Annotated in this window: 14 protein-coding genes and 1 other RNA gene; 10 read left to right on the top strand and 5 right to left on the bottom strand. The window is 50.0% G+C overall.

Features of this window, described 5'->3' with window-relative positions; all coding sequences use genetic code 11:
* The first annotated feature begins 79 nt into the window (after positions 1-79).
* Positions 80-1,399 (top strand): putrescine-ornithine antiporter, encoded by a 1,320-nt coding sequence (gene potE / locus L2713_RS16440; protein WP_248968605.1) that lies wholly within the window; start codon positions 80-82, stop codon positions 1,397-1,399.
* Positions 1,400-1,523: 124 nt separating this feature from the next.
* Positions 1,524-2,678: a porin gene (locus tag L2713_RS16435; RefSeq protein ID WP_248968604.1), complete on the top strand. Its 1,155-nt coding sequence runs from the start codon at positions 1,524-1,526 to the stop codon at positions 2,676-2,678.
* Positions 2,679-2,882: 204 nt separating this feature from the next.
* Here the strand turns inward: L2713_RS16435 and L2713_RS16430 are convergent, their stop codons facing one another.
* Positions 2,883-5,228 (bottom strand): YgiQ family radical SAM protein, encoded by a 2,346-nt coding sequence (locus L2713_RS16430; RefSeq protein ID WP_248968603.1) that lies wholly within the window; start codon positions 5,226-5,228, stop codon positions 2,883-2,885.
* 212 nt (positions 5,229-5,440) lie between these two features.
* The gene (locus L2713_RS16425) at positions 5,441-5,839 is read right to left on the bottom strand and encodes an MAPEG family protein (RefSeq protein WP_109287273.1); all 399 of its coding nucleotides are present in this window, start codon (positions 5,837-5,839) and stop codon (positions 5,441-5,443) included.
* A gap of 155 nt (positions 5,840-5,994) precedes the next feature.
* Between L2713_RS16425 and L2713_RS16420 the strand changes: the two genes are divergently transcribed.
* From L2713_RS16420 to L2713_RS16410, 3 genes are all read left to right on the top strand, one after another.
* On the top strand, positions 5,995-7,215 hold the full coding sequence (locus L2713_RS16420; RefSeq protein WP_011624395.1) for a threonine/serine exporter family protein: 1,221 nt from the start codon (positions 5,995-5,997) through the stop codon (positions 7,213-7,215).
* A gap of 173 nt (positions 7,216-7,388) precedes the next feature.
* Positions 7,389-9,029, top strand: a complete 1,641-nt coding sequence (locus L2713_RS16415) for a BamA/TamA family outer membrane protein (RefSeq protein ID WP_248968602.1) — start codon at positions 7,389-7,391, stop codon at positions 9,027-9,029.
* A gap of 132 nt (positions 9,030-9,161) precedes the next feature.
* Complete coding sequence (locus tag L2713_RS16410) at positions 9,162-9,668, top strand: hypothetical protein (protein WP_248968601.1); 507 nt, start codon at positions 9,162-9,164, stop codon at positions 9,666-9,668.
* 133 nt (positions 9,669-9,801) lie between these two features.
* Here L2713_RS16410 and rnpB read toward each other — a convergent pair.
* Together rnpB and rsmI are read right to left on the bottom strand one after the other, a co-directional pair.
* An RNA gene (gene rnpB / locus L2713_RS16405) (RNase P RNA component class A) lies at positions 9,802-10,155 on the bottom strand.
* A 64-nt stretch (positions 10,156-10,219) separates the two neighbouring features.
* Positions 10,220-11,065 (bottom strand): 16S rRNA (cytidine(1402)-2'-O)-methyltransferase, encoded by an 846-nt coding sequence (rsmI, locus tag L2713_RS16400; protein ID WP_126512126.1) that lies wholly within the window; start codon positions 11,063-11,065, stop codon positions 10,220-10,222.
* 88 nt (positions 11,066-11,153) lie between these two features.
* Here rsmI and L2713_RS16395 point away from each other — a divergent pair, with 88 nt between their 5' ends.
* From L2713_RS16395 to dolP, 4 genes are all read left to right on the top strand, one after another.
* Positions 11,154-13,040 (top strand): penicillin-binding protein activator, encoded by a 1,887-nt coding sequence (locus L2713_RS16395; protein WP_248968600.1) that lies wholly within the window; start codon positions 11,154-11,156, stop codon positions 13,038-13,040.
* Positions 13,037-13,363, top strand: coding sequence for a YraN family protein (locus tag L2713_RS16390; RefSeq protein WP_248968599.1), 327 nt, complete (start codon positions 13,037-13,039; stop codon positions 13,361-13,363). Before L2713_RS16395 ends, L2713_RS16390 begins: the two co-directional genes overlap by 4 nt.
* 106 nt (positions 13,364-13,469) lie before the next feature.
* Positions 13,470-14,063 carry a phosphoheptose isomerase gene (locus L2713_RS16385; RefSeq protein WP_011070670.1) on the top strand — a complete coding sequence of 198 codons (594 nt, stop codon included), beginning with the start codon at positions 13,470-13,472 and terminating at the stop codon, positions 14,061-14,063.
* Entirely contained in the window at positions 14,060-14,626 is a 567-nt protein-coding gene (gene dolP / locus L2713_RS16380) for a division/outer membrane stress-associated lipid-binding lipoprotein (RefSeq protein ID WP_011624409.1), read from the top strand. Before L2713_RS16385 ends, dolP begins: the two co-directional genes overlap by 4 nt.
* Positions 14,627-14,644: 18 nt before the next feature.
* Here dolP and L2713_RS16375 read toward each other — a convergent pair whose 3' ends face one another.
* Positions 14,645-15,565, bottom strand: a complete 921-nt coding sequence (locus L2713_RS16375) for a DMT family transporter (RefSeq protein ID WP_248968598.1) — start codon at positions 15,563-15,565, stop codon at positions 14,645-14,647.
* A 120-nt stretch (positions 15,566-15,685) separates the two neighbouring features.
* On the opposite strand from L2713_RS16375, the gene L2713_RS16370 reads away from it, so the two are divergent.
* Entirely contained in the window at positions 15,686-16,558 is an 873-nt protein-coding gene (locus L2713_RS16370) for a LysR substrate-binding domain-containing protein (protein WP_011624411.1), read from the top strand.
* Positions 16,559-16,631: the final 73 nt, after the last annotated feature.

Genomic DNA, 16,631 nt, shown 5'->3' with positions numbered 1-16,631 from the left:
CCCGACTGCAGAGTTAATTAACCCCGCTCTGCAGTCAATTTCAAACTTCTATAATGAATAACATTATTAGGTCATTATTATGAGTAAATCAGCAAATAAAATTGGTGTCGTCCAATTAACTATTATCACCATAGTCAACATGATGGGTTCAGGTATTATCATGTTGCCTACCCAATTAGCCCAAGTCGGTACTATTTCTATCCTTTCTTGGTTAGTCACGGCGGCGGGTTCTACGGCGCTTGCCTATGCCTTTGCCAAATGCGGTATGTTCAGTAAAAAATCGGGTGGTATGGGCGGTTACGCCGAATATGCCTTCGGTCGTAGCGGTAACTTTATGGCGAACTACACCTATGCGGTATCGCTTTTAATCGCTAACGTCGCCATCGCTATCTCTGCCGTGGGTTATGCCGCGGTGCTACTCGAAGTGAACTTAAGCCCAATGGCTATCTGTCTTGCCACCATTGGCGTGCTTTGGTTAGCAACCGTGGCTAACTTTGGTGGCGCCCGCATTACAGGTCGCGTGAGTAGCGTTACCGTGTGGGGGATTATTCTGCCCGTGATTGGCGTGTCGTTAATCGGTTGGTTCTGGTTCGACATCGACCTCTACAAAGGTGCTTGGAACCCACATGAACTGCCTTTCTTTAAAGCCTTAGGCGGTTCAATCGCGATGACTTTATGGGCATTCCTTGGCTTAGAATCAGCTTGTGCTAACTCGGAGACAGTTGATAACCCTGAGAAAAACGTTCCTATCGCCGTAATGGGTGGTACCTTAGGTGCAGCGCTTATCTATATCGTTTCAACCAACGTGATTGCCGGTATTGTGCCTAACGCCGACCTTGCCAACTCAAACGCACCTTTCGGTCTAGCCTTTGCGCAAATGTTTAACCCTGTGGTCGGTAAAATCGTGATGGCCTGCGCCATTATCTCCTGTACTGGCTCACTGCTGGGTTGGCAGTTCACTATCGCGCAAGTGTTTAAAGCCTCTGCCGATGAAGGTTTCTTCCCTAAAGTGTTCTCTAAGGTCAGTAAAGCCGAAGCACCAATTTGGGGTATGACCATCATCGTTTCGATTCAAACCCTGCTGTCTTTGATGACTATTAGCCCATCACTGAGCAAACAGTTTGAAGCCCTAGTTAACCTCGCCGTGGTGACTAACATTGTGCCTTACATCCTGTCGATGGCAGCTTTAGGTGTGATGCAAAAACAACTCAAAGTACCAGCGAACAAGGCCCGTGTTGCCAACGTGATTGCGGTTATCGGCGCCCTGTATAGCTTCTACGCCCTCTATAGCTCTGGTGAAACCGCAGTGATGTTAGGCGCTATCGCGACCTTCTTCGGTTGGACCATCTACGGGGTGATTTCCAATAAAACACCAACAGCTGAGATCAAAGCAGCGTGAGCACGTCTCCCCTGCGATTCTCACCCATTACTAGATAAGAAACATAAAACCAATCCGTCTTCAGGGACCTTAAGCCACAGTGCTTAAGGTCCCCAGACAAAACTTGCCTAATTTCGGTGGAACTATGAAAAAAACATGCATCGCTCTAATGCTACCAATGCTGTTGGCCGCCACCAGCAGCCAAGCGGTTGAACTCTATAACGATCAAAAAAATTCATTAGATTTAAGTGGTTGGTTAGGCTTCGCGGCACTCAACGACAGCCACGATACCTCAGTAATTGATGACTCCTCCCGAGTACGATTTAGCTTTGAACGCAGCGAGAGAAATGGCTGGACCGCCTTTGCCACCACGGAATGGGGCATCAACATGGTGTCCAGCGATGACAGTTTAGTGATGCAAGGTGGCAAACTGGCCGCCGAAAAAACCGAAGACTTCCTCTATAACCGTTTAGGTTATGTCGGTATGTCGCACGATGAATGGGGTAGCCTCAGTTTTGGTAAGCAATGGGGCGCTTACTACGATGTCGCAGGCACAACGGACTTACCGAACGTCTTCGCCGGATATAGCGTCGGTGCTTACGCCTTTAGCGATGGCGGGCTAACAGGAACTGGCCGTGCCGACTCCGCGTTTATCTACCGTAATAGCTTTGGCCCAGTGCAAATTGCCCTGCAATACGCCGCCAAAACTAATGGTGATGTCACCTTAAAAAACGATGACGGCAGCGAAATGACCAACTCAGAGCTCAATTTCGACAGCAGTTACGGTGCCAGTCTGACCTACTCACTCACCGATAAATTTAAACTGCTCGCCGGCTTTAACCGTGGCGACTTTGAAGGCCATCTAGGTAACACTCAAGTCGATGAAACCAACGAAATCGTCGGTATCGGCGCCATGTATGGGGATTACTATCACTACGCCGATAACCGCGAAGCCAGCGGTCTCTACGTCGGCTTTAACGCCCATCAGAGTAAGAACAATGAACTGGTTGGCGGCGAACTCTACGATGCTACTGGCGCTGAGCTGATGACGGCCTATCAATTCGATAACGGTTTTGTGCCTATGATTGTCCTCAGCTATTTGGACCTAGATACAGATGCCAGCACGCCCATCCAAGGCAAATGGACCCGCCAATTCGCCATGCTTGGCCTGCACTACCGTTACAGTAACGACACTGTGATGTTTGCCGAAATGAAGTTAGATTTCAGCAACATGGATGCCCCTGCACTCGAAGCGCAGGAAGATAATGGCTTTGCGGTAGGGATTAACTACTTCTTTTAGGAATGGAAAGTCTTCATCAGGCTCTCCCGTACATTGAGGGATAGTGGCTCACGTTCCTCATATCCGTGAGCCCATTTGAGACTGAGGTGCGGCGCACGTTCCGTCTACAAACGCTCGCCACACACTCATTGGATGGTACCGCTGGTTTACCATCATCTCTGCGCCACTCCAAATAGGTTTACTGGAGTGGCTTTTTTTTCGCCGTTACTTGGCGTGCTGACGGCCTGAAGCGGCTTTGTTTCCGCGACCTTGGTGGCCAGCCTTACCCTGCTCAGATTTTCCCTTAAAGCCCGACTGACCAAAAGGCGCCTTAGCTCCCGGACGGCTGCTCTTAGGCTGCTGACTTTGCGTTGCATTCGCCCCAGACTTAGGTCCCTTAGGCTTGTTTGCGCTCGGTTTGCCCTTGGCATCGCCTTTACCCTTACGCTCATCGAACTGATTGCCCGAGAAACGCGTCAGGGCTTTTTGCCCTTGGTTAGCATCCTTCATCCATTTTGGGCCACGTTCGTTGCGCCCTTCAGGTGGAACGAGGTGATTCGGACTGTTACCAATCAAATCTTCACGTCCCATGGCAATCAAACCTTCGCGAATAATTGGCCAACCCGCTGGATCATGGTAACGCAGCAGCGCCTTATGCAGGCGGCGTTGGCGGCCCTTCTTCGGCACTGGCACCACTTCACTGGTGTGCTTCACGTTTTTCAGCGAGTTCAACTCAGTGTGATAAATGGTCGTCGCATTCGCCATTGGCGATGGATAAAAGTTTTGCACTTGGTCGAGCTTAAACTTACGCTCCTTCAACCAGAGCGCGAGGTTGAGCATATCCTCGTCGGTCGTGCCCGGGTGCGCCGAAATAAAATAAGGGATCAGGAACTGTTCTTTACCCGCTTCCTTAGAATACTTGTCAAACAGCTCTTTAAACTTATCGTAGGCGCCCATGCCGGGTTTCATCATCTTGCTGAGCGGCCCTTCTTCGGTATGCTCAGGGGCAATTTTCAAATAGCCGCCCACATGGTGCTGGACCAACTCTTTGACATAGGCCGGATCTTCAATCGCTAAGTCGTAACGCACGCCCGAAGCAATCAAGATTTTCTTAATGCCGGGCACGGCACGAGCGGCGCGGTACAAGTCGATAGTGTGTTTATGATCTGTGCCTAAATGGCCGCAAATCGATGGATACACGCAGGATAAACGGCGACAGGTTTTCTCCGCTTTTTCGCTGGTACAGCCGAGGCGATACATGTTGGCGGTGGGGCCGCCTAAGTCGGAAATCACCCCAGTAAAACCGGGAACCTTATCCTGAATATCTTTGATTTCTTTAATAATCGATTCTTGCGAACGGCTCTGGATAATTCGGCCTTCATGCTCGGTAATCGAGCAGAATGAACAGCCACCAAAGCAACCGCGCATGATGTTGATCGAGGTTTTGATCATGTCATAGGCGGGGATTTTGTCCTTACCGTAGGCAGGATGCGGCACCCTTTTATAGGGTAAATCGAACACGGCATCCATCTCGTCGGTATTGAGCGGCCAAGCCGGTGGGTTCACCCACACACCACGGTCACCGTGGGGCTGGAACAGCGCTCGCGCACAACCCGGATTTTGCTCTTGGTGCAAAATCCGCGAGGCATGGGCGTATAAGTATTTGTCCTCAGAGACCTTTTCAAAGGCTGGCAGCAGCACATAGGTTTTATCCCAAGGCTTAGGGCGTGGTGGCTGCACACTGATAGGTTTTGGCGCATCGTTATCGAAAATTTTAACATCCGATGGGCCAGATAAATTGGCACAGCCCACATCGTCGGCACCATAGGGGTTCGGGATAGGATCGATCTTATGCAGTTGATCTATCTTGCGAGAATCCATCCCACGCCACTCGGGCATAGGCTCTTTACGGATAACGGCAGTACCGCGCACATCCTGAATATCCCCAATGGCTTCACCCGCGGCTAAACGACGCGCCACTTCAGCCAGCGGACGCTCGGCGTTGCCGTACATCAAGATGTCGGCCTTGGCATCGAAAATCACGCTGCGACGGACTTTGTCCGACCAATAATCGTAGTGCGCGATACGGCGCAGACTCGCCTCGATTCCGCCAATGATCACTGGCACATCTTTAAAGGCTTCTTTACAACGTTGGGTATAAACGGTCACTGCACGATCGGGGCGCTTACCGCCCACATCGCCAGGAGTATAAGCATCATCGCTGCGGATACGACGGTCGGCGGTGTAACGGTTGATCATCGAATCCATATTGCCGGCGGTGACACCAAAAAACAGATTCGGGCGACCAAGCTGCATAAAGGCATCTTTGCTTGACCAATCGGGCTGAGAAATAATCCCGACACGGTAGCCTTGGGCTTCTAACATCCGGCCAATGACCGCCATGCCAAAGCTTGGGTGGTCCACATAGGCATCACCAGTGACAATAATAATGTCACAGCTGTCCCAGCCTAATTTCTCCATCTCCTTGCGAGACATAGGTAAGAAAGGCGCGGTGCCGAAGGACTCGGCCCAATACTTGGGATGGCTAAACAGTGTGGATTCAACTTGCATCGATTTTGACCCAAAAGCGTAATGTCAAACAAAGGTGCAGGCAAAAACAGGCCGCACCGATTTAGGGACGCGGAGTATAGCAGGCAAACAGGGATAAGTGCGATTAAAAAAACAGCAGCCGAGGTGTTTTTCGGGGTATTTGCACCAATGTGTTCAATACCCCTAAAGTGGCTAGGGATATGGCTTAGACGGCCATAAACCTATCTCAGCCATTACAGACTTTGGGCAAAATGCACTAAGTTGACTAAGGCTAGGCTGATAGTCACCAACCAAGTGAGCAACACGCCCCAAAAACGGCCGAAATGATAACCGCCTTTCCCCTGTGTTAACCCTATCGCATGGAGCAAGCGCGCCACAATCCACACGGTACCAAAACAATGCAAATAGAAATGCGCTAAGCCACCCGCCTCGGCCACCAGCATTAAAATCAATACGATGGGCGCATTCTCAATCAAATTCGCATGCACCCTGCCCGCCAGCGCCAAGGCATTGTTACCACCATCGCCGATACCGATTTTTTGGCTTCGTCTTAATTTCACCACTCGATAAGCCAGCGCGATTATCAACAACCCAGTCAAGCTGGCGTAAAACCCTGTTACCATCAACGGCATAGCGATTCCCTTTTGATTAACATCACCGCGGTATAGACCGCAAAAATTCAGCAATTTATTTGTATTAAGCTTAAAAGCCATTAACCTTTTAGCGACAAGATAGGTTAATATGCGCGCGTGATCTCTTACAACTTTTTATACAGTGAATAGCCCGATTGGATAACGAACAGTTTCTCGAAAAGCGTAAATTTATCATTAAGCTAGGCAAGGCTTTACATAAGTTTGGCACACCCGCTTACCGTCTTGAAACCCATTTGCAAACTGTCTCACGGACGCTCGGAATCGAAGGTTATTTTTTAATCTCGCCGACCTCGATGACCTTCGTATTACAACACGATACCGATCAAGAATATAACCATGTTGCGCGGGTTAAACCCGGCGAATTGGATTTAGGCTCCCTCGCCCGCACCGATGAACTGGTAGATGAGCTCACCTCGGGTAAACGCACACTCACCGAAGCCTTAGACAGGCTAGAGGAAATTGCCAACAAACCCAACCCCTACGGCCCAGCATTAACCTGTTTCTCCTTTGGCACCTCGGCGGCCGCCTTTGCCATGTTGATGGGCACGGGTTGGAACGATGTCTTTTGGTCAGGCTTGTTAGGCTTGCTAGTTTATGGCTTTGTGTACCGCGCAGAGCGCTCGACGCGCATGGCAGAGGTGTTAGAGCCCTTCGCGACGATTGTTTGCGCCATTGCCGCCTGCGCCATTGCCCGCATCGATCCCAATATTAATATTCCCGTGGTGATCCTCTCCTCCATCATCATCTTTATTCCTGGCTTAGCCTTAACCTTAGGATTGGCAGAACTGGCGGCACGCGACCTGATCTCGGGCACAGCGCGGATTATGGACGCTAGTATGTTGTTGTTTAAGCTGTACTTTGGCGCAGTGCTGGGGATGGCGATTGGTAAAGCCTTCTTCGGTGAAGCCATTCATATCGAACCTGAGGGCTTACCACGCTGGGCGATTTGGTCGGCGGTGCCCATCTTGTCGATGGCGTTGGTGTTTATCTTTAAGGCACGGATGCAAGATTCACCTTGGGGCGTACTGGCGGGGATAGTGGCATTCTTCTCCGCCATGTTAGGCGGGCACTTTTTTGGGGATTCAGTGGGGATCTTCTTCGGAGCCTTGGCGGTAGGGGTTTATTCCAATCTCTATGCCCGTTGGATGAAGGCGCCCGCCTCGATTGCACTGCTGCAAGGTATTGTGATCTTAGTGCCCGGCAGTAAAACCTACATAGGGCTGAACGCGCTGATCTCCGGCGAAACCATGCTCAACCAATCCCATATTGGGTCGCAGATCTTTTTGATCTTTATGTCGCTTATCGCTGGACTGATTTTTGCCAACGTCGTGGTACCACCAAGACGTACGCTGTAACATCTCCTCTCAGGGCTGGCGCCAACTCCAGCCCGATTCTTAAAGCAACCTTAAGTAAAATCATAATCTTATTAAAATGTTTCCTTGACTAATTGCCACTTCCCGTGTGTTATTAAATTGTGAAGCACAGCAGAACCTTAAGCTGTCGCCATCCAGTTTACGGGAGTGGTTTTATGCAGAAGTTTACCCTGTATGCATCGATTCTACCTTGTTGCCTCTGTGGTCTAGTCAACCTAGCCAGAGCGGATGAGGCTTTGCCTAAAACGCCCCCCAAGGAAGCCCCTAAAAAGGTCAGCAAGATTGTCGTGGTGAGCAACCCGATTTTCGATGAGTCCGATCCCGACGCATTTTTTATCCACCGCTGGGCAAACTATCTGCATATCAACACCAAGGAATATGTCGTTCGCGACAAGCTAACCTTTGGTGAAAACGATACTGTTACCCAAAAAGACCTCGATGAGTCACAACGTTTACTGCGCGCCGAACCCTATATCCGCGATGCTAAAGTCTATGTCAGCGAGAAGGATCCTGAGTCCGACGTCCACCCAGATGATGAATCGATTGTTATCGAGACCTGGGATAACTGGTCACTGCTCCCCACCACCAGCTTTAGTAGCTCGGGCGGTGACACCCGTTACTCCTTTGGCGTGAAAGAAGACAACCTCTTCGGCACAGGCATACGCACCCGCTTAAAATATCAATCCGATGAATCCCGTACTGGCTATAAGTTTGCCTTCGAAGCGCCCATTAGCATTATCGACCACGGTATTGTCGCTGCCGAGTTTTACGATAATAGCGACGGCCAAGCGAAGCATGTGTATGTCAGCAAGCCTTTCTATTCATTGAATACTGAGACCATGTACTCGGCGGAGTTTTTGGATGATAGCCGCACCGATATCTTGCGCCAGAACGGCCATGAGGTGAACGAGTTTGAACACACTGTCGACTATCTCAATCTGCAATATGGCTGGTTAATTAATAAGAATAACGAACACTTATCGCGTTTTATCACCGGTTTTACCCAAGATAAGCACGAGTTTGCCAATTCAGAGGTGTACCCGACTTCCGAGTTACCGCAGGACAGGGACTTTATGTATCCTTGGGTCGCCTATGAGTTTATTCAGGACGACTTTCAGGTACTCAATAATGTGCACCTTATTCGTAATAACGAAGACTTTAACTTAGGTTGGCACCACTATATTCAATTGGGTATCGAAACCAATGATATCGGCGACAATAACCCAGTGGGCTACCACTTCAAATGGCAAACCACCCGCGGGTATAAGTTTGATGAGCATTTATGGTTACTCGAAATGGGCGCCACCAGCACCTTAGGCACTACCCCAAAAGATACTTATCAAGCCAATGTTCAGGCCGAATACTTCTATCAAATCAATCCTAAATGGATAGCCTATGGCAAGGCGTGGGCGAGTGTGTCGAATAACACGTACCTCGATCTCACCGAAGGCCTCGGCGATGAAACTGGGGTACGCGGTTATCCCAACGAATATCAACAGGGCGACAACCAATGGTTACTCACCGCCGAAATCCGTAATTATCCCAATATCAACCTATACCAATTGGCCGAACTCGGCTGGGCGGTATTTGCCGATGTCGGCCAAGCTTCGGGTGGTCCGTTAGCAGCCAATAACGAGGTCAGCGGCCCGCTTGCCAGTGTCGGTATTGGCGCACGGATTTATTCCTCTCGCTCCAGTTATGGCAACGTCGCCCATATTGACCTCTCAGTGCCCTACACAGGGGGCGATTCGGTCAACAGTTGGGAATGGCGTTTTCTGGTGAAGCGCAGCTTCTAATCCATGGTTTATCACGCATCGGATATGCGCCTCGTTTTATCGCTGAGCACGCAGTTTTAACAGTAAACGCTTGTCAGCCATCGACAAAGCGCATAGCGTAACTTAAGCGTTTAACGGGAATAAGGGACTAAAATGAAAAACTTCGCCGCTGGGCTTAACAACTTTTGGGTGGGATTATTCACGGGGATCATGCTGCCACTGATTATCGTCGCGGGATTGTTATACGCCACCGTCGATAAATTCACCGGACTCATAGAAGACGCCGCCATAGCGCCTTTAATTAGTCGCAGTGAACAGACCTTCGATAGAGTCGATAATCTGCTCCTCACCTTAGACAATAAAGTCGACGACGCAAATTTAAAGGACGTAGCACTTTTAGCCCCGTTAAAAAACGCGCAATTGCTCCCAGAGCTACAGGCCCTCGCCAGTGGAGTCACCAACCTCAAACAGACAGTCACAGATATCGATAAGCAAGCCGTATTAGCAAACCTGCAGGAAAAACTGCAAGCCTCACTGGCGACCAAATTCCCCGAGGATAAAGCGAAAGAACTCGCTCAGAATCTTATCAATATTGCGCAAGTGCTTGCGAGTGAACAAAAACACTTATCGGCAGCTGTAGAACAAACACCGAATAATTAAGCCCATAGCGACAGATAGACAGGGAAGAGCCCTCTTTTATTGCTATCTAATCCGCTAACAACTCAGCAAATAAAACCACTCTGCAAATAAAAAGCCCGTTTACCTAATTAGATAAACGGGCTTTTTACTGAATTTGGTGAGTTGGCCGATAAGCCGGGTCCTGTCTTGGACAGTCATTCATCTAGGCCTGCAATCGCTCGCAGGCTCAAGCGACCTACCCGGTTCCAACGCGAGCCACGCCATACGGAACCCTATTTGGTCTTGCTTCGGGTGGAGTTTACCTTGCTACGGACTATTGCTAGCCGCACGGTGCGCTCTTACCGCACCCTTTCACCCTTACCACCTTAGCCTAAGCTATGATGGCGGTCTCCTCTCTGTTGCACTTGTCGTCGGTTCGCACCGCCCAGGCGTTACCTGGCACCCCGCTCTTTGAAGCCCGGACTTTCCTCCCCGCTCTTGCGAGCGCAGCGACTGTCTGGCCAACTCGGCGCGGATTATAGCCTAAGCAACCTGCGTGTACCACTGTTAATCCCGCCCGTGTGCACCAGTGCTTATAAATCAGACTCTAAACCAAACTTATACAGGGCATTCTTTTTAAGGCCGTGAATTTGCGCGGCAATGGCAGCAGCCTTTTTGAGGGGCAATTCTTCACAGAGTAATTTCAAAGTGTTGATGGCGACAGTCGGAATGGCGTCATCATCCTCCGCGGCGCGGTGACCATGCACCATCAGCACTATCTCGCCTTTTTGCTGGTTAGGATCGCTGCTGACCGTGGCCAACACCTCGGCCACAGGGCCAGAGAGGAAGGTCTCGAAGGTTTTAGTGACTTCCCGAGCCATCACCACTTGCCTCTCGCCGCCTAACACTTCGACCATGGTCGTCAGGCTATGCTCGATGCGGTGCGGTGATTCATAAAAAATCAGCGTGCGGGGGTCTTCCTTAAGTTCGAGTAACTTATCGGCGCGCGCCTTCTCTTTAGAAGGTAAAAAGCCTTCGAAGGAGAAACGATCCGACGGTAAACCCGACGCGCTTAATGCGGTAATCGCCGCACAAGGGCCGGGCAATGGGATCACTCTAAAACCCGACTGGCGCACATGGGAAACTAAGTGATAGCCGGGGTCTGAAATCAGTGGCGTGCCCGCATCGGAAATCAGCGCAATCGATTGCCCTGCGGCTAACTGCTCAACAATCCATTGGGCGCGAGCGCGCTCGTTATGGTCATGCAATGCGATAGTTTTGGTAGAAATACCAAAATGACTCAATAACTTGCCACTGTGGCGCGTATCTTCACAGGCAATCAATGCGACCTGAGTGAGCACTTCGATAGCACGTGGGCTCATGTCCCCCAAGTTACCAATGGGAGTGGGAACAATGTAGAGTGCGACGCTTTGGTCCATATATACCTCGGTAATGACAGTGCCAAGACTTTCGTCAAGCGCAAGAGAAGGTTAAACTAGAGGTAGCATCTTACCAGAGTGAAGCCCAGTGTTAAAAAGCCTGAATACAACTAAGTTCGTTTCCGTGGCCATTTTATCCGCAGTGTTGGCGGGTTGCGGCAGCCAAGCGCCCAGCTCAACCGGTACCGCCCCCACAGTGGCCACCTCTTTAGCCTCTGCACCATTGGCGCCCAATGTGTATTTAGCACAGGCCGCGAATAGCAAAGATCCGCAGCAGCGCGATACTAACCTGCTGCTGGCGGCGCATGCCTATATCAATGCCAATGACTATGCGGCGGCGCAGAAACTGCTGAAGTCGATGCAACCAAGCCTGACTCAGACACCCACTCTGGTGGCCGAGCATAAATACCTGACGGCGCGGGTATTAGAGCATACATCGACCTATGTCGAGGCGCTCAAGACTCTGAGCTATCCAAGCACTTGGGTTTTACCCGGCTGGCAAATGGCCGCGTATCATCAATTTAGAGCGCATTTGTTCCAGTTGAATAAGCAACCTATCGAGCAAGTGCGCGAGCTGAGTTTATTGACCACCTATTTACCGCCCGCCGAGGCGAGTGAAGTCAATAACCAAATCTGGCAAGTGTTGCAGCCAATGCATGAGCAAACCCTGCAAACCTTTATCCGCGATGCCAACAACCCAGTATTTGCCGGTTGGTTGCAACTCGCCTATATCGCCAAACATTATGCGGTCGACCCCAACCAACTGGTTCGTTACTTAGGCGACTGGCAAAAGCAAAATCCTTATCATCCAGCGGCGGCCAAATTACCGACCGATTTGGATCGGGCGCTCAATGCCAAGCCATTTATGCCGAAGAATATCGCCGTTCTGCTTCCGCTTACAGGCCAGCGTGCGGGTGCCGCCAACGCGATTCGCCAAGGGATTTTGGCCAGCTATTTAGCCAAACCGAACGATCAGGTTGCGGTTAATTTTTACGATACCGCCAATGATGCCGTAGCGGCCTATCAGCAAGCGGTGAACGCGGGCGCCGAGTTTATTATTGGCCCATTACTGCCAAATGAAATCGATCAATTGCTGGCACTGAACAGCAACACCAGCCCTGCGACCAGCACGCCATCGAGCTCTGCACCTGCCACGCCCGCAGCACCGACTGCACCGATCCCGCAGCTATTTTTGAATCAAACTGATAAGTTTGTGCCCGATATCAATAAGTTCTACTTTGCGCTGTCACCAGCCCAAGAAGCTGCCGATGCCGCAACGCGCATGTATCAAGATGGTGTGACTATGCCATTGCTGCTCGCCAGCAACGATGCCACAGGCAAACGCATGGCAGAAAGCTTTATCCAAGCTTGGAAAAAGAAAAGCGATACCCCTATCGAAGTCTATTACTACGATGGTGGCGATAAGATGAAAACCACAGTACAGGATGCACTCGGTGTTCGCGATAGCCAAGCGCGTATCGCGCGGATAAAGGAGCTGCTCGGCAATTCGGTACAAGCCGATTTTCGTTCGCGCCAAGATATCGATGCGATTTATATGATCTCGACGCCGCAGGATTTAACCTTGCTCAAAGCCTTTATCGATGTGAACTTCAGCGTCTTTACTCAGCCAGTGCCGCTATACACCTCAAGCCGCAGCCGCATCGACAACGAGTCTAGCCAAACGGCGCAGGATTTAAATAACCTGACCATGAGCGATGCACCTTGGCTAATGCAAAACAGTGAAGAAAACCTGATGGTTAACACTCTGTGGTCCGGCTGGAATAACGGCCAGAAACGCCTATTCGTGATGGGCTATGATGCCATGGATTTGATCAGCAAACTGGCGCAGATGCGCTCATTCACGGGTTACCAGTTCAATGGTCGTAGCGGCGTGTTATCCGTCAATCCTGACGGCGTGATTAACCGCCAATTAAGCTGGGGACGCTATCAGAGAGGCAGTTTCCGTCAACTATGACACTCGGACAGCAGGCAGAGTCGCTCGCTCAAGGTTACCTCGAACATCAAGGGTTAACCTTTGTCGAGCGCAATGTCCGCTATCCCTTTGGTGAAATAGACCTCGTCATGCGCCATAAACACCACTGGGTATTTGTTGAAGTAAAATATCGCTCAGCAAATCAATTTGGCGGCGCAATACAAGCACTTAGCAAAGCACAAATCGGCAGGATCCGCATGGCGGCCAGCCATTATTTACAGACGCATAAACTGGATGTGCCGTGCCGATTCGACGTTGTCGCCATCGAAGACGCGCAAATCCACTGGCTAGTCGATGCCTTTTAAACGAGGCCTTCGACTCAGCTAATCGAATAATTTTTAACGCTTATGCCTCAACTCCACCGTGGAAATATGGCATCATAGCCACACTTTATCCTGAAAGGATGTATCCATGTTAGAACGCATTAAAGACAGCTTTACTGAATCTATCCAGACCAAAATCGATGCAGCCGAAGCACTGCCAGAATCCATCGCCAAAGCGGCCGAGATGATGGTGCAATGTCTTTTGGGCGGCAATAAAATTCTTGCCTGCGGTAACGGTGGCAGTGCCGGTGATGCTCAGCACTTCTCGGCCGAGCTATTAAACCGCTACGAAATTGAACGTCCACCATTGCCCGCGATTGCGCTGTCAACCGACACTTCAACCATCACTGCGATTGCCAACGACTACAGCTATGATGAGATTTTCTCAAAACAAATCTTAGCTTTAGGTCAACCCGGTGACATTCTGTTAGCGATTTCCACCAGCGGTAACTCAGGCAACGTGATTAAAGCTATGGAAGCAGCCCTGAGCCGCGATATGACTATCGTTGCCTTAACCGGTAAAGACGGTGGCGCGATGGCGGGATTACTGAGCGTTGGCGACGTGGAAATCCGTGTACCTTCTAACGTGACAGCACGTATTCAAGAAGTGCACTTATTGGTTATCCATTGCCTGTGTGACAATATCGACCGCACGCTCTTCCCGCAGGACGAACAGCAATGAGATATGCTGCCCCACTGTTAATGGTTTGCATGCTGCTGCAAGGTTGCGCCGGTGCCGTTATGGTGGGTGCAGTCAGTGGTGCCATGATGGCCAACGATGAGCGTTCGGTGAAGACTCAGCTCGACGATACCAATACCGATTTTAAGATCACCAGCGCCCTACTGGAGCATGAAGATCTGAAGAAACAAACGAATATCACGGGTGTTTCGGTTAACGGTAATGTGCTGATGATTGGCCAAGCCCCCAATTCTATGTTGAGGGATAAAGCTATTAAGGTCGTACAAGATCTTAAGCTTGGCGGTAAAATCCACAATCAGATCCGCATCGGTAACCCGACCTCTTTCACCACCCGTAGCAATGACACTTGGGTGACAACGAAAGTGAAGGGACGCATGCTCAACGAGAAAGAGTTGGATGTCACCCGCATTAAGGTCATCACTGAAAACGGTGAAGTCTTCCTACTCGGACTCATTCACCGCTCTCAGGCCGACATGGCCGTCGATATCGCGCGCAACACTGCGGGCGTGCGTAAAGTCGTTAAAGTATTCGAATACATCGAATAACCCATTGAGCCTAAGCCCTTAGGGTTTAGGCTCGCCTTCTACCGCTTCTAGTCCTAACGCTTTTACTTGGATGTTATCCATAACCTTGGGTGACTTGGCCATCCACATGCCAATCCAAGGTAAAAACAGTGATGGCAACACAATCAGCGCCGCGCCCAGCCAACTTAGGCTATCTAACCATTCATCGAATAACAGCCAGCCCAAAAAGACGATAAATAACAGGCCAGTATATTCGGCAATCGCAATATCGCTCGCCTGCGCGCGACGATAGGCCAGCACGCAGAACCAGTGATAAATCAGCAAAAAAGCATTACTGAGTAGTGCTACGGCTAACAATCCCCAGCTCAGCCCCGCAACTCCTTGAAAGGCCGCGATGATTAAAGTCGCAGGAATACCTAGCAGGTTATACAACATTAAGGTTAATACTGGATGCTCAGTATTCGGGACTTTTTTCAGGGTCAACTGGTTGATGGCAAAGGTAAACGCCGAGAATAACACTGCCAATCCAAACCAGTTCATCTCACTCGGTCTGAGGATAATTAAGATCCCAACAAACCCGAGTAATGTGCATACCACTTGCCCTGTGGTGATCCGCTCCTTTAAAAACCAATAGCCCATCAGAATAATCATCAGCGGCGCCGAGTAAAACAGGGAGCTGACCGTCGCCAGCGGCAAAGCCATTAGGCCAATAATTAAAAAAAGCGCGCCAACCGAGCCTATGTTGGCACGCCAAAGGTGGACCGAAATATGTTCCGTCTTGGGTCGCTGCGAGTACAACCAAATGGGGATTAACATCAATACTGAAGTGATTTGTCTCACGAGTAGAAAAGTGGCCGCATTTGCATCTTCTGGCAGCCATTTGATCGATACATCGTAAAAAGCACTAAATAGATTACCCACTATCAATAAAATCAAACCGATAACTACAGGGCGCTGCATTTTTTACCATCCGCAAATATCAATGCTGGCATGATAATCCTCGCAAAACTTAAGCTGAAATGATGCTTTCTCATGCTAGATGAATTAAATTCATACTAAATCTTTTAGGCGTTGAAAATCATGAGAAAGCTTCCTCCATTACGCGCACTACAAGTCTTTGAGACCGCCGCAAGGCAACAGCATTTTTCCAAGGCTGCCGCCGAACTTTGCATTACCCAAAGCGCAGTTTCACACCAAGTGCGTGTATTAGAGGAATATTTTGGCGAGCAGCTTTTCGACCGTCAGGGGCGAAAATTGCAACTCACGCCTAAAGGCCAAAGCTTATTTATTGAGTTAGAAAGGATTTTTAATGAGTTAAGCGATCTTAATCTCAAGATCCGCGACACCCCAAACCAACAACTCTGTTTGGCGGTGTACAGCTCTTTTGCGGTGAAATGGTTGATCCCAAGATTAGCGGATTTTAGGCGCCAGTATCCCAGCGTTAAAATTCGCCTCGAGATGATCACTCAAGACCCCGATCTCAGCACTAGCACGGCCGATATCTTTATCGCGGGCAAACTCAATCAACGGGGCTATTGGCAGCAGCTACTGCATAAGGAGCGGCTCATCCCAGTATGTAGCCCGAGTTTTTACCCCAAGTGGCGTGATATTAACTTAAGCAATTTCCAGCAACAGGCACTGCTGATTGTGGATGAGGGGCCGCTGGGACTCGATTGGCACAAATGGTCATCAGCTCACCAGATCCCGCTGAATAACGAGCAGCAACATATTTTTAGTCATATCGTAATGGCGATTGAGGCCGCCATTGCGGGCCAAGGCCTCGCCCTCGCCCCCGATTTTATGGTGGCAGGTGATATCAGCACCGGCAGACTGGTGGCGGTTAATCTGCCCGATGTTCATACGGGCTTTGAGTTTAGTTTTATCTGTAAGCAGCGTCGTCTCACAGAGCCTGCCATAGCCGCCTTTTCCTCCTGGCTAAAATCGCAGGCCTAAACACTTAACCAGCCCAATGAGTAACAGACATAAAAAAGCCGACCTAAGAATAGGTCGGCTTAATAACGTGTTG

Source organism: Shewanella seohaensis (assembly GCF_023283775.1).
Classification (GTDB): Bacteria; Pseudomonadota; Gammaproteobacteria; order Enterobacterales; family Shewanellaceae; genus Shewanella; species Shewanella seohaensis.
The sequence above is the reverse complement of the archived record's forward strand: the minus strand, read 5'-3'. Positions and strand labels throughout refer to the sequence as shown.